Origin of the sequence: Shinella sp., from assembly GCF_049651085.1 — a bacterium.
Taxonomy (GTDB): Bacteria; Pseudomonadota; Alphaproteobacteria; order Rhizobiales; family Rhizobiaceae; genus Shinella.
Genome location: NZ_JBASBL010000021.1, coordinates 354,604 through 374,292 on the forward strand (window position 1 = coordinate 354,604; position 19,689 = coordinate 374,292).

Annotated in this window: 21 protein-coding genes and 1 pseudogene; 5 read left to right on the forward strand and 17 right to left on the reverse strand. The window is 64.2% G+C overall.

The window, feature by feature from the left end:
• The first annotated feature begins 293 nt into the window (after nucleotides 1–293).
• From WA950_RS14215 to WA950_RS14225, 3 genes and pseudogenes are all read left to right on the forward strand, one after another.
• Nucleotides 294–691 (forward strand): annotated as a pseudogene (locus tag WA950_RS14215) (SRPBCC family protein).
• Nucleotides 688–1,044 (forward strand): VOC family protein, encoded by a 357-nt coding sequence (locus WA950_RS14220; RefSeq protein ID WP_424552343.1) that lies wholly within the window; start codon nucleotides 688–690, stop codon nucleotides 1,042–1,044. The pseudogene WA950_RS14215 and the gene WA950_RS14220 overlap by 4 nt, the downstream one beginning before the upstream one ends.
• Nucleotides 1,045–1,161: 117 nt before the next feature.
• Nucleotides 1,162–1,899: a GGDEF domain-containing protein gene (locus WA950_RS14225; RefSeq protein WP_424552344.1), complete on the forward strand. Its 738-nt coding sequence runs from the start codon at nucleotides 1,162–1,164 to the stop codon at nucleotides 1,897–1,899.
• An 88-nt stretch (nucleotides 1,900–1,987) separates the two neighbouring features.
• Here the strand turns inward: WA950_RS14225 and ccoP are convergent, their stop codons facing one another.
• Genes ccoP through ccoN form a run of 4 tightly spaced genes read right to left on the reverse strand, consistent with a single transcriptional unit; the run spans nucleotide 1,988 to nucleotide 5,382 of the window.
• Nucleotides 1,988–2,851, reverse strand: coding sequence for a cytochrome-c oxidase, cbb3-type subunit III (ccoP, locus tag WA950_RS14230; RefSeq protein ID WP_424552345.1), 864 nt, complete (start codon nucleotides 2,849–2,851; stop codon nucleotides 1,988–1,990).
• 2 nt (nucleotides 2,852–2,853) lie between these two features.
• Complete coding sequence (locus WA950_RS14235; protein WP_424552346.1) at nucleotides 2,854–3,006, reverse strand: cbb3-type cytochrome c oxidase subunit 3; 153 nt, start codon at nucleotides 3,004–3,006, stop codon at nucleotides 2,854–2,856.
• A gap of 10 nt (nucleotides 3,007–3,016) precedes the next feature.
• A complete protein-coding gene (gene ccoO / locus WA950_RS14240) occupies nucleotides 3,017–3,748 on the reverse strand; it encodes a cytochrome-c oxidase, cbb3-type subunit II (RefSeq protein WP_424552347.1) in 732 nt (243 codons plus the stop codon).
• A gap of 11 nt (nucleotides 3,749–3,759) precedes the next feature.
• Nucleotides 3,760–5,382 (reverse strand): cytochrome-c oxidase, cbb3-type subunit I, encoded by a 1,623-nt coding sequence (gene ccoN, locus WA950_RS14245; RefSeq protein ID WP_424552348.1) that lies wholly within the window; start codon nucleotides 5,380–5,382, stop codon nucleotides 3,760–3,762.
• Between the two features lie 208 nt (nucleotides 5,383–5,590).
• On the opposite strand from ccoN, the gene WA950_RS14250 reads away from it, so the two are divergent.
• Entirely contained in the window at nucleotides 5,591–6,073 is a 483-nt protein-coding gene (locus WA950_RS14250) for a hemerythrin domain-containing protein (RefSeq protein WP_424552349.1), read from the forward strand.
• A gap of 3 nt (nucleotides 6,074–6,076) precedes the next feature.
• Here the strand turns inward: WA950_RS14250 and WA950_RS14255 are convergent, their stop codons facing one another.
• From WA950_RS14255 to hemN, 8 genes are all read right to left on the reverse strand, one after another.
• Nucleotides 6,077–6,814 (reverse strand): PAS domain-containing protein, encoded by a 738-nt coding sequence (locus WA950_RS14255; protein WP_424552350.1) that lies wholly within the window; start codon nucleotides 6,812–6,814, stop codon nucleotides 6,077–6,079.
• Between the two features lie 210 nt (nucleotides 6,815–7,024).
• Nucleotides 7,025–7,954 carry a lipid A biosynthesis lauroyl acyltransferase gene (locus tag WA950_RS14260; RefSeq protein WP_424552414.1) on the reverse strand — a complete coding sequence of 310 codons (930 nt, stop codon included), beginning with the start codon at nucleotides 7,952–7,954 and terminating at the stop codon, nucleotides 7,025–7,027.
• 10 nt (nucleotides 7,955–7,964) lie between these two features.
• Nucleotides 7,965–8,993, reverse strand: a complete 1,029-nt coding sequence (locus WA950_RS14265) for a zinc-binding dehydrogenase (protein WP_424552351.1) — start codon at nucleotides 8,991–8,993, stop codon at nucleotides 7,965–7,967.
• Nucleotides 8,994–9,028: 35 nt separating this feature from the next.
• Nucleotides 9,029–10,315, reverse strand: coding sequence for a beta-ketoacyl-ACP synthase (locus WA950_RS14270; RefSeq protein ID WP_424552352.1), 1,287 nt, complete (start codon nucleotides 10,313–10,315; stop codon nucleotides 9,029–9,031).
• A 10-nt stretch (nucleotides 10,316–10,325) separates the two neighbouring features.
• Nucleotides 10,326–11,525 (reverse strand): beta-ketoacyl-ACP synthase, encoded by a 1,200-nt coding sequence (locus WA950_RS14275; RefSeq protein ID WP_424552353.1) that lies wholly within the window; start codon nucleotides 11,523–11,525, stop codon nucleotides 10,326–10,328.
• Between the two features lie 2 nt (nucleotides 11,526–11,527).
• The gene (locus WA950_RS14280) at nucleotides 11,528–12,010 is read right to left on the reverse strand and encodes a 3-hydroxyacyl-ACP dehydratase FabZ family protein (RefSeq protein ID WP_424552354.1); all 483 of its coding nucleotides are present in this window, start codon (nucleotides 12,008–12,010) and stop codon (nucleotides 11,528–11,530) included.
• Nucleotides 12,011–12,130: 120 nt separating this feature from the next.
• Entirely contained in the window at nucleotides 12,131–12,415 is a 285-nt protein-coding gene (locus tag WA950_RS14285; protein WP_150129872.1) for an acyl carrier protein, read from the reverse strand.
• A gap of 125 nt (nucleotides 12,416–12,540) precedes the next feature.
• On the reverse strand, nucleotides 12,541–13,890 hold the full coding sequence (hemN, locus tag WA950_RS14290; RefSeq protein ID WP_424552355.1) for an oxygen-independent coproporphyrinogen III oxidase: 1,350 nt from the start codon (nucleotides 13,888–13,890) through the stop codon (nucleotides 12,541–12,543).
• A 208-nt stretch (nucleotides 13,891–14,098) separates the two neighbouring features.
• Here hemN and WA950_RS14295 point away from each other — a divergent pair, with 208 nt between their 5' ends.
• Nucleotides 14,099–14,824 carry a Crp/Fnr family transcriptional regulator gene (locus WA950_RS14295; protein WP_424552356.1) on the forward strand — a complete coding sequence of 242 codons (726 nt, stop codon included), beginning with the start codon at nucleotides 14,099–14,101 and terminating at the stop codon, nucleotides 14,822–14,824.
• A gap of 35 nt (nucleotides 14,825–14,859) precedes the next feature.
• Here WA950_RS14295 and cbiB read toward each other — a convergent pair whose 3' ends face one another.
• Genes cbiB through WA950_RS14320 form a run of 5 tightly spaced genes read right to left on the reverse strand, consistent with a single transcriptional unit; the run spans nucleotide 14,860 to nucleotide 19,470 of the window.
• On the reverse strand, nucleotides 14,860–15,840 hold the full coding sequence (gene cbiB, locus WA950_RS14300) for an adenosylcobinamide-phosphate synthase CbiB (RefSeq protein WP_424552357.1): 981 nt from the start codon (nucleotides 15,838–15,840) through the stop codon (nucleotides 14,860–14,862).
• A 3-nt stretch (nucleotides 15,841–15,843) separates the two neighbouring features.
• On the reverse strand, nucleotides 15,844–16,851 hold the full coding sequence (gene cobD / locus WA950_RS14305) for a threonine-phosphate decarboxylase CobD (protein WP_424552358.1): 1,008 nt from the start codon (nucleotides 16,849–16,851) through the stop codon (nucleotides 15,844–15,846).
• Complete coding sequence (locus WA950_RS14310; RefSeq protein WP_424552359.1) at nucleotides 16,848–18,155, reverse strand: cobyrinate a,c-diamide synthase; 1,308 nt, start codon at nucleotides 18,153–18,155, stop codon at nucleotides 16,848–16,850. The genes cobD and WA950_RS14310 overlap by 4 nt, the downstream gene beginning before the upstream one ends.
• A complete protein-coding gene (gene cobA / locus WA950_RS14315) occupies nucleotides 18,152–18,994 on the reverse strand; it encodes a uroporphyrinogen-III C-methyltransferase (protein ID WP_424552360.1) in 843 nt (280 codons plus the stop codon). Before cobA ends, WA950_RS14310 begins: the two co-directional genes overlap by 4 nt.
• Nucleotides 18,994–19,470, reverse strand: coding sequence for a cobalamin biosynthesis protein (locus WA950_RS14320; RefSeq protein WP_424552361.1), 477 nt, complete (start codon nucleotides 19,468–19,470; stop codon nucleotides 18,994–18,996). Before WA950_RS14320 ends, cobA begins: the two co-directional genes overlap by 1 nt.
• Nucleotides 19,471–19,689: the final 219 nt, after the last annotated feature.

The following is a 19,689-nucleotide window of genomic DNA, read 5'->3' on the forward strand; positions in this document are numbered from 1 at the left end:
GCAATGACCGGAACGATCCTGGCCAGGCGCGACGGCAGCTACCGCAAGTTCGCCGCATTTCCAGGGCTTTGCGGCATGTTTCCGCATGCATGGACGCAAGACGCGCCGCTGGGAAACCGGTCGAACGGGGACTGCCGGACCGCGTGGCTGCGTCGATTTGCTCTGCTCACAACAGGGCTTTTTCGGCCCGGCCGCGGTCGGAAAGCATCTCTCCCCGTCCCGCGACACGATTCTCGACCCGGACAATCGCCTAGCCTGTACCCGCAGCTTGAACGAGCCAAACGGAGATACCCATGACGACCATGCCCGCCCGCATCATACACCGGACCATCCAGCGTGATTGGCGCGCTGTATACGCCTTTGCCGCAAAGCCCGAAAACATGCCACTATGGGCCTCGGGACTTGCATCCGGCCTCACGCGCGACGGCGACGACTGGATCGCCGATGGTGGACCGATCGGGATCGTGCGCGTGCGCTTTGCGCCGCAGAACGACTTCGGCGTCATCGATCACACGGTGACGCTGCCGAGCGGCATCAAGGTGGAGAACGCATTGCGCATCGTGCCGAACGGCGACGGGGCAGAGGTAATGTTCACACTGCTGCGGCGGCGTTCGAGCAGGATGCCGCCCATGTGGCGCGGGACATCGATGCGCTGGCAAGACTGATGGAAGAAGAGGAGATACGGCGATGAGCAGCAAGGGTGCGGACCGCAAGATCGACTATATCGAGTTCAATGTCACGGACATCGCCAGGAGCAAGGCCTTCTATGGAGGCGCATTCGGCTGGACCTTTACGGACTACGGCCCGCAATATTGCGAGTTCCAGGACGGCCGCCTCACCGGCGGCTTCACGACGATGGCGCCGGTCCAGGCATCCGGCGGGCCGCTCGTCATCCTGTTCGCCGTCGATCTGGAAGACGCCCTCACCCGTGTCGAAACCGCCGGCGGAACGATCGTCAAGCCGATTTTCGACTTCCCTGGCGGCCGGCGTTTCCAGTTTACCGACCCGGACGGCTACGAGCTTGCGGTCTGGTCCGATCGGTAAATACGTCCAATAAACTCAATATGATAGACGGGGCGACTTTTACCGGAGGAATTCAGCCTTTATCAACCAGACGCTCCTAGTCAGAGCCTGCGGTTCAATCAGGCGCAGGCTCGTTCCATGTATAGAATCCTCGGCAAGACTTTGGCCATCGCGGTGCTCTCCACATTGGCGTCGCTGTTGATCAGCTTCGCCTTCGTACCGATGCTGGGCGGCAAGGTGGCTGGTGCCGGGCTCGTCATGACCATCGTCTGCCCGATCGCGATCTCCATTCCCGCCTCGCTCGCCCATTTCTACCAGGCGGAAAAACTGCGCTCCGCGAACCTCGCGCTGGCGCAGGCAAGGGACGAGCTTGCCGCAGCCTATGCGCGCCTGCAGCATCAGGCGCAACGGGACGCGCTCACCGGAGTTCTCAACCGGGCTGCCTTCATGGCGGAACTGGAAGCGCAAAGCCGCGCCGGCGTGCATGGCGGCCTGCTCTTCATCGACGTCGATCACTTCAAGTCGGTCAACGACCGCTTCGGCCACGCAGCCGGCGACGAGGCGCTGAGCGCCATCGGGACAGTTCTGGCCGGGCTTTCCCGTGGAAACGATATCGTCGGCCGGCTCGGCGGGGAAGAATTCGCCGTGTTCCTGCACCAGGCATCGCCCGAGCGCATGCTGGATCATTCCCAGACGATCCGCGAGGCGGTGGCAGCCATAGACCTTCAGACACCGGCCGGAATCCGGATCGCGCTCGGCATCAGCATCGGCGCCTTCCATTGCGCGCCCCGCTTCGACCCGGTGGAAGCACTCGCGGCAGCGGACCGCAACCTCTACCGCGCCAAATCGGCAGGGCGAAACACCGTGGTGGCGTAAGGGTCAGGCGGCGGATCCCCAGACATCCTCAAAAAGAAAGGCCGCGGAAACCGCGGCCTTTCTTCTTTTGCCTATTGGTATGCGGCGCTTACTCGCCGCCGCCCAGCGAGTGGACGAAGACCGCAAGCTGCTTGACGGTCGGCTCACCGAGGCGCGGCAGCCAGGCCGGCATGACGCCGTGCCTCGGTGCCCGGACCTGGGCGGCAATGGCAGCTTCCCCCTCGCCCTTCAGCCAGATGGCATCGGCAAGGTCGGGTGCCCCCATTTCGCGGTTGCCCCTGGCGTCGTCGCCATGGCAGGCGGCGCAGTTGTCGGCAAAGATCTGCTTGCCGGGTTCGACCAGACCGGCATCCGACGGCGTGCCCGTCAGGCTGACGACATAGGCCGCGACCTGCTTGATCTCCTCCGGCTGGAGAATGTCGCCATAGGCCGGCATTTCCGCGGTGCGGGTCTCCTCGTCGCCCGGATGGCGGATGCCGTGGGCAATCGAGTAGTAGATGTCGTCCGCGGTTCCGCCCCAGATCCAGTCGTCGTCGTTGAGGTTCGGGAAGCCCGGGAAGCCGGCTGCGCCCGAGCCGTGGCACTGGGCACAGTTGACCTTGAAGGCGGAGGCGCCACCGGCAATCGCGAATTGCGACAGCTGCGGATCGGCCATGATTTCCTGCAGCGACGACTTGGCGATCTGGTCGACAAAGCCGGATTGCGCGTCCTTGGCGCTGGCAAGTTCAGCCGCGACATTGGCGCGGCTCGACCAGCCGAGCGTGCCCTTGGTCGCATCCGAGATCAGCGGCCAGGCCGGGAAGAAGATCGTGTAGCCGATCGCCCAGAGGATCGTGACGTAGAACGTCCAGACCCACCAGCGCGGCATCGGGTTGTTCAGTTCCCTGATCCCGTCCCATTCGTGACCGGTGGTTTCGACGCCCGAGATTTCGTCGATATGCTTCTCGGCCATGATCAGTCCTCCTTGAGAGGGATTTCAGCCGCCCGTTCGGCCGCCTTGCGGGCGCCGGGGCGAAGGGTGAACAAAACGACAGCCACGAAGAACAGCGTCATGGCGAGCAGTGCCCAGCTGTCGGCGAAGGCGCGCATGGCGGTATAGGTTTCCATGGGGTCCTCCTCAGCGGTAACCGGCTGCGTCATCATAGGTGGAGAAGTCCACCAGCGTGCCGAGCATCTGCAGATATGCGACGAGCGCATCCATTTCGGTGAGCTTCGCCGGATCGCCGTCGAAGTCGCCGAACTTGGCCTTCGGGTAGCGGGCCTCGACGCCGGACGTATCGGCGTTCGGGTCGGCCTGCGCCTTGAGGTCAGCTTCGGCGTTGGCGATCATCTCGTCCGTATAGGGCACGCCGACGCCGCGATTGGCCTCGAGATGCATGGCGATGTTCTTCACCTCGATCGTCGTTTCCTTCAGGAACGCGTAGCTGGGCATCACCGATTCCGGCACAACCGAGCGCGGCTCGATCAGGTGCTGGACGTGCCACTCGTTCGAGTAGCGGTCACCGACGCGGGCAAGGTCCGGTCCCGTGCGCTTCGAGCCCCACTGGAACGGATGGTCGTACATTGATTCCGCCGCCAGCGAGTAATGCCCGTAGCGCTCGACCTCGTCGCGGAACGGCCGGATCATCTGGCTATGACAGGTGTAGCAGCCTTCGCGGATATAGATGTCGCGACCGGCAAGCTCCAGCGGCGAGTAAGGCCGCATGCCTTCGACCTTCTCGATGGTGTTCTCGAGGTAGAAGAGCGGGGCGATCTCGACGATGCCGCCGATGGTGACCACGAAGAGCGAACCGACAAGCAGAAGCGTCGCGTTTCGTTCGAGGATGGCGTGTTTATCAAGAATGGACATCAATCCACCTCCTATTGAGCCGGCTGGAGGGCGGGCACGGCACCCGGAATCGGAGCCTCGTCACGCTGGTAGCCAAGGATTGTCATGGTCACGTTGTAGGCCATGATGAGTGCTCCAAGGAGGAACAGCCCACCGCCGACGGCACGCAGCACGTAGTACGGGAACATGGCGGCGATCGTTTCGGCGAACGAGTAGACCAGGAAGCCCTGCTCGTCGTATTCGCGCCACATCAGACCCTGCTGGATGCCGGCGACCCACATGACGGCGGCGTAGACGACGATGCCGAGGGTTGCGAGCCAGAAGTGCCAGTTGACCATGCGGATCGAGTAGAGCCGCTCGCGCTTCCACAGCTTCGGAACGAGGAAGTAGATCGCGCCGAAGGTGATGAGGCCGTTCCAGCCGAGCGCACCCGAATGCACGTGGCCGATCGTCCAGTCCGTATAGTGGCTGAGCGAGTTGACCGACTTGATCGACATCATCGGACCTTCGAAGGTCGCCATGCCGTAGAAGGCGACGGCCATGACCATCATGCGGACGATCGGGTCGGTACGGATCTTGTCCCAGGCGCCCGAGAGCGTCATCAGGCCGTTGATCATGCCGCCCCACGAGGGCATCCAGAGCATGATCGAGAACACCATGCCGAGTGTCTGCGCCCAGTCAGGCAGAGCCGTATAGTGCAGGTGGTGAGGACCCGCCCAGATGTACATGAAGATCAGGGCCCAGAAGTGGATGATCGACAGGCGGTACGAATAGACCGGACGGTTCACCTGCTTCGGGATGAAGTAGTACATCATGCCGAGGAAGCCGGCCGTCAGGAAGAAGCCCACCGCGTTATGGCCGTACCACCACTGGGTCAGGGCATCCTGCACGCCGGAGAAGGCCGAATAGCTCTTCGAGCCGAGGAACGAAACCGGGATCGCCAGGTTGTTGACGATGTGCAGCATGGCGATCGTCACGATGAACGACAGGAAGAACCAGTTCGCCACATAGATGTGCGGTTCCTTGCGGGTCATGATCGTGCCGAGGAAGGCGACGAGGTACGCGACCCAGACAATGGTCAGCCAGATGTCGACATACCATTCCGGCTCGGCATACTCCCTGCTCTGCGTGATGCCGAGCAGATAGCCGGTGGCGGCCATGACGATGAAGAGCTGATAGCCCCAGAACACGAACCAGCCGAGATTGCCGCCGAACAGGCGGGCGCGCGAGGTGCGCTGCACGACATAGAAGGACGTGGCGATCAGCGCATTGCCGCCGAAGGCGAAGATAACGGCCGAGGTATGCAGCGGACGCGTGCGCCCGAAGTTCAGCCACGGCTCGATATTGAGATCGGGGAAGGCCAGCTGGAGCGCCACCACGACGCCGACCAGGAAGCCGACGACGCCCCAGAACACGGTGGCGATGACGCCGTATTTGACGACCTCGTCGAAATAGACGTCGTCACCCCCAGATGACGTCGTGACCTTGGCCGGGGCGAAAGAGATACGCCGCACCATGAAGAGCGTGCTGGCGAGCAGCACGAAGAACAGGACCCACATATGGGCCTCGAAGAGCCTGTCCTTGGCAAAAGCCGCGCCGAGCAGCGCGAAGAACGCCCCCACGGCCAGGGCTATCGTTTCCGTTACATATTTCATCGTTGGCATCCCCCAACTCGTAAATCATTCGCAGCGACCGGCTCCCGCGCGGAATCGGCCATTACGCTCCAGTGAGCATTCGCAGATGCGCATGCCAGCATCCTTGACATGGATCAAGGCGGCAGAAGGAAGCGAACGGCATCTAGAGACAGCTTGACGCAGCCGGGCCGAAATGACCGCGGCGCTTGCCCGAACGAGGAGGCACGACATGACGGACTATACAGGCATCGCCCGGCTGCTCTCGGATCGCCCGACGGACGCCGTTTCCCTCGACTGGCTGAAACAGGCCCACAACGCGCAACTGTCGCTGTGTACGGCGCTGGAGGAAATCGCCGACAGCCTCCCGGCCAACATCAACCGGCAGAAATGCATCTACGCGGCGAAATCCCTGATCCCGCTGATCAACGGCATCCATCGCTACGAAGAGGAGGCCCTCTTCCCGATGCTGGAAACCAGGAACGCCGGCGAACAGGAACTGGCCGAAGCCATCGCCCGGCTAAAATTCGAGCATGTCGAGGACGAGTGCTTTGCGGAAGAACTGACGGACACGCTGACGCGGCTCGGCAGCGGCGATGAAACCGTGAACGCCGAAGCCGCAGGCTACATGCTCCGCGGCTTCTTCGAATCGATCCGGCGTCACATCGCCTTCGAGCAGCAGTTCATGCTGCGCGGAACGAAGCTCGCCTCGTAAGCCTCATGCGGCTACGGGACTGCGCGAGGAGAGCTCTTCCTGGAGAACGAGGATGGCGCCGAGCACGCTCCCGCTAGCCGACAGGCAGGGTGTCATGCGGCAGCGGGTGGCGCCATTGCCCCGGCGGGAAGAAACATAGTCGTACTCGACCACCTCCCCGGCAAAGCAACGATCGAGGTTCCGCTTCATGCTGCTTTCGAATCGATGAAAGCCGATGAATTCCACGATATGGCGCCCGACGAGATCGATGGGCTTTAGGCTGAAACGTCCGGCGTTCAACGGATTTGAATAGAGGTAGCGATAGTCCGTCGTGATGACCGCGACGCGATCCGGCAGGCTGTCGAGGATCGCCTCGTTGAGCAGGCCGTCCTCGACGACACGTGCCGCCGCGAGGGGACGCATGCCTTCGGATTGCGTAAGCCCGAACGGGCCGGCCGCCTCCTCGGTGCCGAAATAGCGGTCCAGCAGAAACTTGAGATTGTGCGCCTGCCGGAGCACGCAGATCCGGTCTTCCGATTCGTCCCGGAGAAGATCCACAATCAACTGGAACTGGGAGCGGAGTTCGGAGGCGTTGCTGGCCTCCTTCTGCAACACGGTCTCCAGGGCCGGTTCGATTTCCCTGTCCAGCATGGAAACGAGTTTTTCATTTCCAGATTTCACAGCATATTGAAGCTGAGAATACTTAAACCAGAACAACTCTACTAGAGCTTTCAATACATGTTCCCCGAATTGCTGAAACATACAGCAATTGAAATCACATCACTATTAAATACAATCCGAAAACAGCTATCTTTGACCGTATCCTCCCGAAAAACCCCACCCAAAGCGCTTTCATTAGCGAAATGGTAACAGCGTATTGAGGGATGTCAAATCCATAATTAAACAAAAGTCGCATAAGCTGCAAAACTGAACGCGTTCAAATTTAGAACGCCAAGAAGAGATAAAAAGCTCTCAAGTAATAAGGCCGTGCTTGATATTCCATCGGTCGTGATACCAGAGCCACTGGCCTGGATAATCCCGCACCCACTGCTCAACCTTGTCATTGAGCATCTGCGCGGTCGCCTCCACATCGACGGAGCCGTTGGCGCGGCGGGGAATTTCCATCGCCGGTTCGAGCTCCAGCCGGAACCGGTTGCCCGGAAGACGCACGCAGCGGGCCGGGTAGACCTCGCAGTTGAACTGTCGGACGAGCTTGGCGAGAAGCGGATTGGTCTGCACGTCGCAGCCGAAGAACTTCGTGTGCAGGCCCCTCGTGAACTTCTGGTCGACCAGAATGCCGACCGGCCCCCCGCTCTCCAGCTTGCGGGCAAGCGTGAAGGATGAGCCGGCATGGGACGGAACGAGTTCTCCCATGCGCTTGCGGCGGAACTCGAACACCTTTTCGGCGACATAGGGGTTGTTCGGCGGGCGGAACAGGACCGTCACGTCCAGCCCGAAGGCCGCGCCGGCGACGGGCAATATCTCGAAATTGCCGGTATGGGCGGTGAAGACGATGAAGGGGCGCGGGTTGTCGCGAAGATCCACGAAGAGCGGAATTCCCGTGACCTCGATACGTCCCGGCGTCGTCTTCTCCGGGTCGAAATCGAACAAGCGGTCCAGGAAGACATATTCGGCGGCGAGCCGGCCCATATTGCCCCAGGCATCGAGCGCGATCGCCTCGATTTCCGCCTCGGATTTCTCCGGAAAGGCATTGCGCAGGTTGGTCAGCGTCAGCTTGTGGCGGCGCGTCTTCGGACCGATCCAGCGCACCAGACGATCGGCGAAGTTGATCGCACCGTCCGCCGGCAGCAGCTTCAGGAGGTTGAGCAGGCCGAAGGCGAACTGCGCCACCAGCCATTGCTTCGTGTTCCTGAGCGCAAGAACCAGACGCGTGACGATCATCTTCACAGGATCAATCCAGCTTCAGGACGATCTTGCCGAAGATCTGGCGCGATTCCATGCGCTCCAGCGCCGTCGCGATGCCGTCGAAGGTGATTTCCGTATCGATGACCGGATGCACGATGCCGCGCGCCATCTTCTGCATGGCGTTGGCCATGTTCTCCATGCGGCAGCCGAAGGAGCCGAACAGCTTGAGCTGCTGCTGGAAGAGCATCATCAGGTTCATATCGGTGGAAACGCCCGAGGTGGAGCCGCAGGTGACGAGACGCCCGCCCCGCTTGAGGCAGAGCATCGAGCCCGCCCAGGTGTCCTTGCCGACATGTTCGAAGACGACGTCGACGCCCTTCTTCTTGGTGAGCTTGCGCACCACGCCCTCGAAGCGGTCTTCACGATAGTTGATGACGTGATCGGCGCCCAGCGCCTTGGCCTTCTCGATCTTGTCGTTCGAGCCGACGGTGGTGATGACGGTGCAGCCGATCTTCTTGGCGAGCTGGATCGCCGCCGTGCCGATGCCCGAGCCGCCGGCATGGACGAGGATCGTTTCGCCGGGTTCGAGCTTGGCATTGTCGAACAGCATGTGCTCGACGGTGCCGAAAGTAACGGGCGCAAGCGCCGCGGCGACCGCATCGATGCCGGGCGGTGCCGGCACCAGCAGGCGGGCGGGAAGGTTGATCTTCTCCTGCGCGAAGCCGTCGAGATGGAAGCCGTAAACGCCGCCGACATGTTCGCAGAGATTGTCACGGCCTTCGCGGCAGGGCTTGCAGAGGCCGCAGGTGCGCGCACCGTAGACCGAAACGAGCTGGCCGGGCAGCACGCTGGAGACGCCGGGACCGATCGCTTCGACGACACCGGCCGCTTCCGCGCCGATGACCAGCGGCATCTTGCGCTTGGCGAACGCCATGCCGCGCCAGCCCCAGACGTCGATATGGTTGAGGGCGACGGCCTTGACGCGCAGCGTCACCTCACCGGGACCGGGAGCTTCCGGCTCCGGCACGTCGGTGATTTCGAGCTTGCGGTCGTCGATGAGCTGGAGAGCGCGCATGGTGTTCTTCCGTATAAAGTTGTCGACCCGCCCGCTTAGGCGGGTTCGGCCGTCATGACAAGGCTGGCGTTCTGACCGCCAAAGCCGAAGGAGTTCGACAGGACGGCAGTGACCTGCTTGTCGCGCTTCACGCCAGGCACGACGTCGAGAACGATGGCCGGGTCGGGGTTCTGGTAGTTGATGGTCGGCGGCAAGGTGCCTGTCAGCATGGTCTGGATCGAGAACACCGCCTCGACCGCGCCGGCCGCCGTCAGCGTGTGGCCGATCATCGACTTGTTGGAGGAGACCGGGATACCCGCCAGCTTGTCGCCGAACACAGTCGACATGGAGAGATATTCCATCTTGTCGTTTTCCGGCGTCGAGGTGCCATGGGCGTTGATGTAGCCGATGCCGCTCTCGTCGATGCCGGCGTCTTCCAGCGCGGCGCGGATCGTCGCGACGGCCGGAGCGCCGTCCGGCGAGGAGCGCGTGCGGTGGAAATGGTCGGCCTTCTCGCCGCAGCCCTTGAGGATGCCGAGAACCTTTGCACCGCGGGCAATGGCGGATTCGAGCGATTCCAGCACCAGCGTCGCGGCGCCTTCGGCGATCACGAAGCCGTCGCGGTCCTTGCTGAACGGCTTGGAAGCCCTGGTCGGCGGATCGTTCTGCGTCGAGAGCGCCGAAAGCAGCGCGAAGCGGATGAGCGCCTCGGCCGTGACCGAACCATCGGTGCCGACGGTCAGCGCGCGGTCGGTGCGTCCCTGACGGATCGCCTCGACGCCGAGCTGGATCGCCGTCGCGCCCGAAGCGCAGGCGGTCGACAGCGTCACCGGCAGGCCGCGCGTGCCGTAGCGGTCGGATAGGCGCTCGGAAATGGAACCGAAGGCCCAGGCCTCATGCAGGTCGGCATCGGGCTTGTCACGCAGCACGGCCAGGAAGCGGTCATAGGCGTCGCCGGGGCGCTGCGAGGGCGGCGCGCGGTCGGCAAGCGCGAAACGGTCGCGCCAGTCGGGCTCGATGGGCGGTGCGGCCAGGAAAAGCGGGCCGCCGAAGTCGCCGGAAAGGCCAGCCTGCGCCAGCGCCTCGTCCGTCGTCTCGCGGGCATAGGCATAGGAGCGTTCGACGGGGTTTTCGACCGGAACCTCGATGAAATTGACCATGCCGGAAATGCGGGTATTGAGGCCATCGACCGGGAAGCGGGTGATGCCCTTGATGCCGGAAACGCCATCGGTGAGCGCGGCCCAGTTGTCCTTGAGCCCCTGCCCCAGCGAGGTAACGACGCCCATGCCGGTGACGGCGACGATGGGGCGACCGAGATGATCCCTGTATGCGGCTTTCGTCATGGCCGTGACCTCACTTCTCTGCGACTAGGATTGCGACGCCCTCGCCGCGCGAATGACCGACGGTCGTGACGACGGCGGTCGCGGCTGGCGCATTCATGGCCGCCTCGGCCGCCGTGTCGAATGGAGCGACCTTGACACCTGCGCCGAGCGTCAGCGCGGCGAAGGCGAGGCCCAGCGGGAACTGCGCTTCGAGCGACTGGCCGATGACGGCGCTGTAGCCGCGCAGCGCACTGCCGGCAAAGCGCTTGTCGAGCCAGGCCTTTTCGCGCTTCGTCGCATCATGCGCGCCGGAGGCACCGGAGAAGACCACGGTCTCGCCGCCGGCAGCAGCGCCCTCGGAAAGGCGCTCAAGCCGCGCTTCAAGGCGGCCCTCGTCGCGCGCGCCGCGGTCGCCGCCGATAGCCTCAATCGTCGCATAGATGCGCGCGCCGCGTGCTTGCGCGTGCTCGCGCGACTCGAGAATGAGGAAGGCGGCCGCCGAACCGGTGATGATGCCGCCGCCGGCGTCCTCATCGCGCGACCAGAGCGGCGTCCAGCCGCCAGTCGCATGCGCGCCGATGGCTTCATAAAGCAGAATGACGTCCTGCCGCTCGGCAACGAGCGCGCTGCCGACAAGCGTATGCGTCGACTGACCGGCCCGGATGCGATGGAAAGCCGTCTCCACCGCGCTGATGCCCGCTGCTTCCTCGCCCATGAAGGTGCGGGAAGAACCGGTGACCTTATGGACGATGGAAATGTTGCCGGCGAGCAGGTTGGAAAGCTGGGCGAGGAAGAGCGTCGGCCTGAGTTCCGTCGTCAGCTTCTCGTTGAGCAGCTGTTCGCGGTCGTTGCGCTTTAGGCCCTCGTCGACGATTAGCGAATCCACATTGATATCGCGCTCGCCGCCGCCGGCCGCCACGATCATGTCCATCGTGCCGCAGGCGTCCGCATCGTCCTTGAGGCCGGCATCATCGAGCGCGAGGCCCGCGGCGAAGACGCCGAGACGCTGCCAGTTCTCCATCTGGCGCTGGTCGCCACGCTTGGCGATCTGCTGGTTCCAGTCGATCTCCGGCATCGGGTGCACCGGATAGGGCGCGAAGCGCTCTGTCTCGATCTTCAGCTCGGGCGCCGTTGCAGCGCCGAGGATTTTCACATGGGCCTCCGCCCCGACACCGTGACAGGTGACGATGCCGACGCCGGTGATCACCACATCGTTGTTCGCCTTGGCCATGTTCACTTCCCTTCAGCGGACGCTGCGAGCGCCTCGAACAAACCCACCTCGCCAGCGCGCTTGCGCACGATATCGGCGAGCGGCACCTCGGCAAAGGGCATGGTGCGCAGCTTCAGCTGCGCGTCGCACACCTTCTTGCCGGCAGACGAAATCTTCGCCTTCGTCACGGCGTAGCCCGATCCGTCATGCTCCAGCACGGCCTCGATGTCGAGCACCGCGTCGGGTTCGACGAAGGTGCGCATCTTGGCCCCGTCGACGCTCATCAGGAATGGCATGGCAGCAAAATCGCTCGCAGCCATCACGAGGAAGCCGGAGGCCTGCGCCATGGTTTCGATCAGAAGCACGCCCGGAACGAGCGGCATGCCGGGAAAATGGCCTTCAAAGACCGGGCTTTTCGACGGCACGACCGAACGGGCCTTGAGCACGCGGCGTGCGCCGTCGACAGCTTCCACCCGGTCGATCATCTGGAAATATTCTAGCAGCATCGGATTAGTCCCTCGGGCAGGGTCCCGAAATCGAAAAGCCTGCCAAGACGGCAGGCCGATAGCCAAATGCACCGGGATCGTCCGGCGCAATGCCGCCCGAAAGCAGCCGGGGCCGTTGTGTCAGGCCTTGGCGGCGCGCAGTTCGTCGATCTTGGCGCAAAGGTTCTTCAGGACGAAATACTCTTCCGTCGCAACCTTGCCCTCGTTTACGTCTTGCGTCCACTTTTCCAGCGGGATCTTGATGCCGAATTCCTTGTCGATCGCAAAAACGATGTCGAGGAAGTCCAGGCTGTCAATGCCGAGATCATCGATCGTGTGGCTGTCCGGCGTGATCGTCTCGCGATCGATCTCGCTCGTTTCAGCAATGATGTCGGCAACCTTGTCGAATGTAGCAGTCACGCCCATACCTCATGAATCTATAGTTGGGCGATCCTATATGGAAATCCGATGCGATTGCCAATGGCTTTGATGAGGGCCCTCGCATGATCCGCGAAGCTGTGTTGCGCAAAGGACATGGCTGCAACCAAGGATCAGACCGCCATCGAATGCCGCCCGCGACCGCTCGCAAGATGCGCATCGAACACGGCCGCGACCGTGCGGGCGAAGGGCTGGCCCGCCGGCGTCAGCAGGAAACGATCCCCCTCGATGCGGCAAAGACCATCCCGATCCGCTGCCGCAAAACCGCAGGCTTCCGCCCTGATGGTGGCGGCGAAGATCCGGTGGCGGGCGGCCAGATCGGCAAAGGAGAAGCCGAAATCGCACATGACCCGCTCGATGACCCAGGCACGGGCGCGATCCTCCTGCGTCAGCGCATAACCGCACACGGCGGCAAGACCGCCCTCCTCCACCCGGCGCAGATATTCGCCGGTGGCCGGCATGTTCTGGACGTAGCCCTGCGGCAGCTGGCCGATGGCCGACGCGCCGAGCCCGACCAGCGCATCGGCCTGATCGTCGGTATAGCCCTGGAAATTGCGGCGCAGCGTGCCGTTGCGCGAGGCGACGGCAAGCCCGTCGGCCGGCAAGGCGAAATGGTCGATGCCGATGCCCTCATAGCCCGCCGCCTGAAGCATGTCCGCCGCCATGCTCATCTGCTCGAACCGCGCGACGATGCCCGGAAGCGCCGCTTCATCGATCATCGTCTGGTGCTTCTTCATCCACGGCACATGGGCATAGCCGAAGAGCGCGATGCGGTCCGGCGCAAGCGAGATGACCGCGCGGACGGTCTGCGCCAGCGTTTCCATCGTCTGGAACGGCAGGCCATAGAGAATATCACAGTTCACCGAGCCGACATCCCTTGCCCGCGCCGCTTCCACCACGCCGCGCGTCTGCTCGAAGGTCTGGATCCGGTTGATCGCCTTCTGCACCTTGGGGTCGAAATCCTGGATACCGAGGCTGGCGCGCGTCATGCCGATGGCGGCGAGTGCGTCATGCCGCGCCTCGTCGAGGTCGTTCGGGTCCATTTCCACGGAGATTTCGGCATCCGGCGCGAAGGCGAAGCTGCGGTCGAGACAGTGCTTCAGCGCGATCATGTCGGCCGGCCGCAGCAAGGTCGGCGAGCCGCCGCCGAAATGCAGCGCCGTCACGGGCACTTCGCGCGACACGCGACCGCCGATGGCGGCGATCTCGGCATGCAGCCCTTTCAGATAGGCCTCCACCGGCTCGTAGCGCAGCGTCTGCTTGGTATGGCAGGCACAGAACCAGCAGAGACGGTCGCAATAGGGGATATGCGCATAGAGCGACAGGCGATTCGCCGGTCCCAGCGCCCCGAGCCAGTCCGCATAGACGTCCGGCCCGATGCTTTCGCTGAAATGCGGGGCGGTCGGGTAGCTGGTATAGCGCGGCACCGGCGATGAAAGGCGTTCTACGAGTGCGTCCTGCATGGGTCTCTCCTTGCTTACAAGGCAGATACCCCCGAAAGGCGCGTCACGATTTGATTTTGATCAAATGAATGCGGGCGCAGGTACGCTACAAGTTGACAATCGTCAGGAGGCGCTATTTTGCCACGCGGCGATACGCTTTATGTTCACGTCTGCGTGCGATAGCACGGCACTAGCACGCCGACAGCTGCGCGGCAAAAGGGAAGCCGATATGGAAGTTCGCCGCAAAGATATCCATAATTCCGACATTCCACTTGTCTGTCAGGCATGCGAAGCCCGTCATGGCGGGGTTTGCGGCGTACTTACGGCCGAGCAGCTGACCGAGCTTAACAAGCACTCCACCCGCCACCGGCTGGAAAGCGGCACCGAGGTGATCGGCCAGGGCGAGACGGTGGTGCACTATTCCAACATCATGCGCGGCGTTGTGAAGCTGACGAAGGTGATGGCGGACGGCCGCCAGCAGATCGTCGGCCTGCAATTCGCCCCCGACTTCCTCGGCCGCCCGTTCATCGAGGAAAGCGCCATCACTGCGGAAGCGGCGACCGACAGCGAAGTCTGCAATTTCCCGCGCAACGTGCTTGACCGGCTCGTCAAGAAGACGCCGGAACTGGAGCACAAGCTGCACCGGCAGGCGCTGAAGGAGCTGGACGAGGCGCGCGACTGGATGCTGACGCTCGGCCGCAAGACGGCGCAGGAGAAGGTGGCGAGCTTCCTCTACCTCATCGCCGTCCATATCGACCCGGAAAGCGTCGACATGTCGACCTTCGACCTGCCGCTTTCGCGCGCCGATATCGCCGATTTCCTCGGCCTGACGATCGAGACCGTCAGCCGCCAGTTCACCAAGCTGCGCAAGGAAAACGTCATCCGCATCGAAAACAACCGACACCTGACAGTTCCCGACATGGACCGGTTGATGCGCTACGCCGGCAACGACTGACGCCGGAAAGTTTCAGCAAGAGCCGTGCGCGGGCCTCAGAGCAACGCGGATAGAAACGCCGCCAGCAGGACCGCGGCGGCAAGAGCGGCGCAGGCCGCGTAGAAGATGCGCAGCGACAGGTCGATGTCGGCAACCGCCGCCACGGTGCGGCCGCTGGCATTCATCATCGGCTCATCGACACGCGTGCCGCCGTAGATGCGCGGGCCGGCAAGGCCGATGCCGAGCGCACCCGCCATCGCCGCCTCGGGCCAGCCGGAATTGGGCGAGCGGTGGAGCCCCGCATCGCGCAGCGCCGTGCCGATCGCCAGACGCGCGGCCGCCCTGCCCCTGGCCATCCATGCACCGGCGGCAATGAACAGGATGGAGAGGCGCGCGGCCGGCCAGTTGGCAAGATCGTCGAGCCGGGCGGACGCACGGCCGAAATCGAGATATTTCTCGTTCTTGTGGCCGATCATCGAATCGGCCGTGTTCAGCATCTTGTAGGCAAAGAGGCCCGGCAGGCCCAGCAGGGCGTACCAGAAGGCCGGCGCAACGACCCCGTCGGAAAAATTTTCCGCAAGGCTCTCGATGCCGGCACGGCAGACGGCCGGTTCGTCCAGTGTCGCCGGGTCGCGGCCTACGATCATCGACACGGCCTGCCGCCCGCCCTCGATGCCGCCCTGCCTGAGGCCGATCGAGACGGCGCGCACATGATCGTGCAGGCTTTTCTGGGCAAGGAAGACGGCGACGATGACGACCTCGATAAGCGCACCGATGATCCCGAGCGGCGCGAGAAGCCGGTGCAGGAGGAAGCCGAGGAAGAGACTGGCGGCAAGCAGCACGGCGATGCCGGCAGCGCCGTTGAACCGCCTGATGCCGGCGGAAAGGCGTTTTCCGTTGAGGAACCTGTCCATCGTTCCGATCGCCTTGCCGAACAGCACGACCGGATGGGGCACGCGCCGCCAGAGCTGATCCGGGTCGCCGACGAACCGGTCCAGCACGAGCGCGAAGAACAGGATGAACAGCGTCTCGGTCATCGCTCAGTGCACCACATCGGCCAGCGCCGCGGCAAGCCTTGCATCCGCCGCCGCATCCGGCGTTAGGCCGAAGCGCAGCCAGCGAGAATCATAATCAAAGGGACGCACAAGAATATGGTGGCGGCAAAGGCCTTCGTGGATCGCTGCGGCCGCCGGGTTTTCAACGAGGGAAAAGAGGCCGGTTCCGCCCGCGACTGCAAGACCGGCCGCCCGGAGCGTTGCATCGAGCGCCGCCTTGCGCTCCTCGATGGCACGATGAATACCGGACGTGTCAGATGCCATGAGCTTGGTGGCGATCGTCAGGGCCGGGCCGGAGACGGCCCATGGGCCGAGCCCGTCCTCGATACGCTCCAGCACCGCCGTCTCGCCGATCACGAAGCCGAGTCGCAGGCCGGCAAGACCGAAGAACTTGCCGAAGGAACGGAAAACGACAAGGCCGGGCATTCCATCGCCCGCAAGCGGCGCGATGCAGCCGTCCGGGCGCATGTCGCCGAATGCCTCGTCGACGACGAGAAGGCCACTCTTCACCGATAGACGGGCGTGGAGGCCGAGCAGTTCGTCAGGAGCAAAAAGCCGGCCGTCCGGGTTGTTCGGATTGACGACGACGACGAGGCCGTGCGCCTCGGTGACTTCATCGAGGCGGGAGACGCGATCCACCGCTATGCCGGCATTGGCGAGCACACGGGCATATTCGCCATAGGTCGGGACAAGCACCGCGGCGCGGCGGCCCGGGGCCACGAGGCGCGGCAGGAGCTGGATGACGGATTGCGTACCGGGAACGGGGAGCGGCAGGGCATTCGGCGTGGCGTAGTAGCGGGCGGCGGCGGCGCGGGCCGCATCCTGCCTGTGGCGATCCGGCAGGCGGTGCCAGGCCGCAACGTCCACGTCAGGCACGGCAACGGGATTGGGGTTGATGCCGGTGGAAAGGTCGAGCCAGTCCTCCGGCCGGCCACCGAAGCGCGCGGCCGCCGCTGCAATGCCGCCGCCATGGACGATGCGCGGCGCGCTCATGCCGCCTCCGGCGCAAGGTCGATCAGATGCATGTAGGAACCGCTGACAGCGCCGCGACGCAGGCCGGCCTCGCCGAGATCCTCGCCCATGGCATCCGTAACGGCGAAGAGGCGGTCCGCCTCCCCCTCGTGAACCACCGTCGAATAATGGAATTCGTGCGCGGTCATCGGCGCGGCAAAGCCGGAACCGGCGAGCGGCCTCACGCGGCGATAGCCGAGATGGCGCCGGCGCTCGGCAAAGCTGGTGACGAGCGGCAGGAGGCCAAGCATGCCGTAGCGGGATCCATCCGCAGCAACCAGAGCCTCCCCCAGAGTCATGTAGCCCCCGCATTCGCCATAAATGCGCGCTCCCCGGCGCGCTGCATCCTGCATGCCTTGGCGGAAACGGCCGGCATTGGCAAGGGTCGCGGCATGCAGTTCCGGGTAGCCGCCGGGCAGGTAGACGGCATCGGCATCGGCGGCCGGCGCGTCGTCGGCAAGCGGCGAGAAGAAGGCAAGACTCGCCCCCGCCGCACGCCAGCCCATCAGCAGATGTTCATAGGTGAAGGCGAAGGCCTGGTCCTGCGCAATGGCGATCCGCTGGCCGAGCGGCGGCAGGCGCAGGGCGGACGGAGCCGGTGGCTGCACAGGCCGGGTCGCCGCCACGGCAAGGAGGCGCTCGAGGTTGCAGCAGCGCGTCACGACATCAGCCGCATGGGTGATAAACGTTTCGAGTGCGCCATGCTCGCCGGCCTGCACGAGGCCAAGATGGCGCTCCGGCAGGGCGAGCGCAGGATCGCTTCCCAGAACGCCGAAAATCTCGATGCCGCTCGCCTCCAGCGCGCCGCGCAACATTGCCTCGTGCCGGGCGCTGCCGACCTTGTTGAGGATGACGCCCGCCACGCGCACATCGCCGCGAAAGTCCGTATAGCCCTTCACCAGCGCGGCGACGGACTGGGACATGCGGCTGCAATCGACGACGAGCACGACCGGAAGACCCAGCGTCACGGCAAGATCGGCCGGCGCGCCGGTGCCATCGGCAGCCCCGTCGAAAAGGCCCATCATCGCCTCGACCAGCAGGAAATCGCCCTCGCCGCCCTGAATGGCGGCATTCGCGCGGATGAGCTCCGGGCGCATGGCCCAGGGGTCGTAGTTGAGGCAAGGCTTGCGGCTGGCGGCGGCGTGGAAGGCCGGGTCTATATAGTCCGGCCCCGCCTTGCCCGAGACGAGACGCACGCCGGCATCGGCCAGCGCCCGCGCCAGCCCGAGCGTCACCGTCGTCTTGCCGGAGCCGGACGCCGGCGCGGCGATGAGCAATCCGCTCATGCCGGATCCTTCATTTCGCGCGAGCCGAACGGATCGGGCGCAAGCCTGCGGCCCTCGGTCAGCGCACCGAGCCAGTCGAGCGAGCCGCGCAGGCGCACGACCTCGCCGACGACGACGATGGCCGGCGGCTCGATGCCGGCCGCCTCGACATCCGCTTCGGCGCGGGCAAGCGTCGTTTCCAGAACCGTCTGTTCAGCGGTCGCGGCATTGCAGACGAAGGCGACAGGCTCGTCCGGCGAACGGCCGCCGGCGATCAGGTTGGCGGCAATCTGGCCGATATGCTTCATCGCCATATACATGACGATGACGGGCGAGCCCTTGGCGATGCCCTCCCAGTTGATGCGGTCCGGCACGAGACCGGAGGAATCATGGCCCGTTAGGAAGGTGACGGCGTGGTTGACCTCGCGGTGCGTCACCGGAATACCGGCATAGGCAAGCCCGCCGATGCCCGCCGTGATACCCGGCACGATGCGGAAGGGTATGCCGTGCTCGACAAGCGTCAGCGCCTCCTCGCCGCCGCGCCCAAAGACGAACGGATCGCCGCCCTTCAGGCGGAGCACGCGGTGGCCGGCGCGGGCCAGTTCGACGAGCCGAAGCGAAATGTCCCGCTGCTTGTGCGAGGGCTTGCCGCCGCGCTTTCCGGCAAATTCCAGCACGGCCCCGGGCCGGGCGAGCGACAGGCACTCTGCATTGACCAGCGCGTCATGCACGATGACATCGGCCTGCTGCAGCGCATTGGCGGCGTGCAGCGTCAGGAGGCCCGGATCGCCCGGCCCGGCGCCGACGAGCCAGACGCTGCCTTTTTCCATCGACGGCAGGGCGGAGAACAGGGCGTGCATCAGGCGTGCTCCCGGCTTGAATCAGAATGCGAAGGGGCAGAATCACTTGCGGAAGGAACGGATGCAAGCGACTGAAAACATTCGGCGACTGCCACTGTCGCCTGCGCGGATTTCGTCTTCTCCACAACCAGCCGGCCATTCATGCCAGCCTGCGCCAGCGCTGCCGCCTCGGCAACGCCATGGCAACCCGTATAGGCGAAGACGAGATCGGAAGGATTGGCAAGGCGTGGCGTCTCCGCCTCCAGCCGGTCGGCAGGAAAGGTCACGAGCGGCGCTGAAAAATGCCGGGCGACGGCATGCATGGCCGGCTCTTGCGCGCGCGCATCCAGCGTCGCGACGAAGGCGACATCCTGCGGGCAGGCAATGACGGAGACAGCGAGAGCGACGAGTTCGTCCGGCGGCGTGCCGCGTTCGCAGCCAAGGCCGAGGACAAGCGATCGTCGTGCGGTATCGGATGATGGGGCCTCGGCGCGCATTGGCGGTCTCTCGCAAATTTCTGCGCGAAAGGGCCCGGCCATGCCGTTTCCGACAGTTCCGGATGAAGCCCCTCTGGGTCAGCCGCACCGGACACCGCTCGGCCCGCTCGGGGCACCGTCGCAATCCTGTTAGTAGCGGAGGGCGCCAGACCGGTCAAACCGGATTGCGGCACGGACCATGCCGGATGCGGCACACCCGATGCCCGCAGCGGATCGGCA

Bases quoted from the DNA above. Each gene is read 5' to 3' on its own strand.
- WA950_RS14220 (WP_424552343.1), top strand. From the start codon at position 688: ATGAGCAGCAAGGGTGCGGACCGCAAGATCGACTATATCGAGTTCAAT.
- WA950_RS14225 (WP_424552344.1), top strand. From the start codon at position 1,162: ATGTATAGAATCCTCGGCAAGACTTTGGCCATCGCGGTGCTCTCCACA.
- ccoP (WP_424552345.1), bottom strand. From the start codon at position 2,851: ATGGCCGAGAAGCATATCGACGAAATCTCGGGCGTCGAAACCACCGGT.
- WA950_RS14235 (WP_424552346.1), bottom strand. From the start codon at position 3,006: ATGGAAACCTATACCGCCATGCGCGCCTTCGCCGACAGCTGGGCACTG.
- ccoO (WP_424552347.1), bottom strand. From the start codon at position 3,748: ATGTCCATTCTTGATAAACACGCCATCCTCGAACGAAACGCGACGCTT.
- ccoN (WP_424552348.1), bottom strand. From the start codon at position 5,382: ATGAAATATGTAACGGAAACGATAGCCCTGGCCGTGGGGGCGTTCTTC.
- WA950_RS14250 (WP_424552349.1), top strand. From the start codon at position 5,591: ATGACGGACTATACAGGCATCGCCCGGCTGCTCTCGGATCGCCCGACG.
- WA950_RS14255 (WP_424552350.1), bottom strand. From the start codon at position 6,814: ATGTTTCAGCAATTCGGGGAACATGTATTGAAAGCTCTAGTAGAGTTG.
- WA950_RS14260 (WP_424552414.1), bottom strand. From the start codon at position 7,954: ATGATCGTCACGCGTCTGGTTCTTGCGCTCAGGAACACGAAGCAATGG.
- WA950_RS14265 (WP_424552351.1), bottom strand. From the start codon at position 8,993: ATGCGCGCTCTCCAGCTCATCGACGACCGCAAGCTCGAAATCACCGAC.
- WA950_RS14270 (WP_424552352.1), bottom strand. From the start codon at position 10,315: ATGACGAAAGCCGCATACAGGGATCATCTCGGTCGCCCCATCGTCGCC.
- WA950_RS14275 (WP_424552353.1), bottom strand. From the start codon at position 11,525: ATGGCCAAGGCGAACAACGATGTGGTGATCACCGGCGTCGGCATCGTC.
- WA950_RS14280 (WP_424552354.1), bottom strand. From the start codon at position 12,010: ATGCTGCTAGAATATTTCCAGATGATCGACCGGGTGGAAGCTGTCGAC.
- WA950_RS14285 (WP_150129872.1), bottom strand. From the start codon at position 12,415: ATGGGCGTGACTGCTACATTCGACAAGGTTGCCGACATCATTGCTGAA.
- hemN (WP_424552355.1), bottom strand. From the start codon at position 13,890: ATGCAGGACGCACTCGTAGAACGCCTTTCATCGCCGGTGCCGCGCTAT.
- WA950_RS14295 (WP_424552356.1), top strand. From the start codon at position 14,099: ATGGAAGTTCGCCGCAAAGATATCCATAATTCCGACATTCCACTTGTC.
- cbiB (WP_424552357.1), bottom strand. From the start codon at position 15,840: ATGACCGAGACGCTGTTCATCCTGTTCTTCGCGCTCGTGCTGGACCGG.
- cobD (WP_424552358.1), bottom strand. From the start codon at position 16,851: ATGAGCGCGCCGCGCATCGTCCATGGCGGCGGCATTGCAGCGGCGGCC.
- WA950_RS14310 (WP_424552359.1), bottom strand. From the start codon at position 18,155: ATGAGCGGATTGCTCATCGCCGCGCCGGCGTCCGGCTCCGGCAAGACG.
- cobA (WP_424552360.1), bottom strand. From the start codon at position 18,994: ATGCACGCCCTGTTCTCCGCCCTGCCGTCGATGGAAAAAGGCAGCGTC.
- WA950_RS14320 (WP_424552361.1), bottom strand. From the start codon at position 19,470: ATGCGCGCCGAGGCCCCATCATCCGATACCGCACGACGATCGCTTGTC.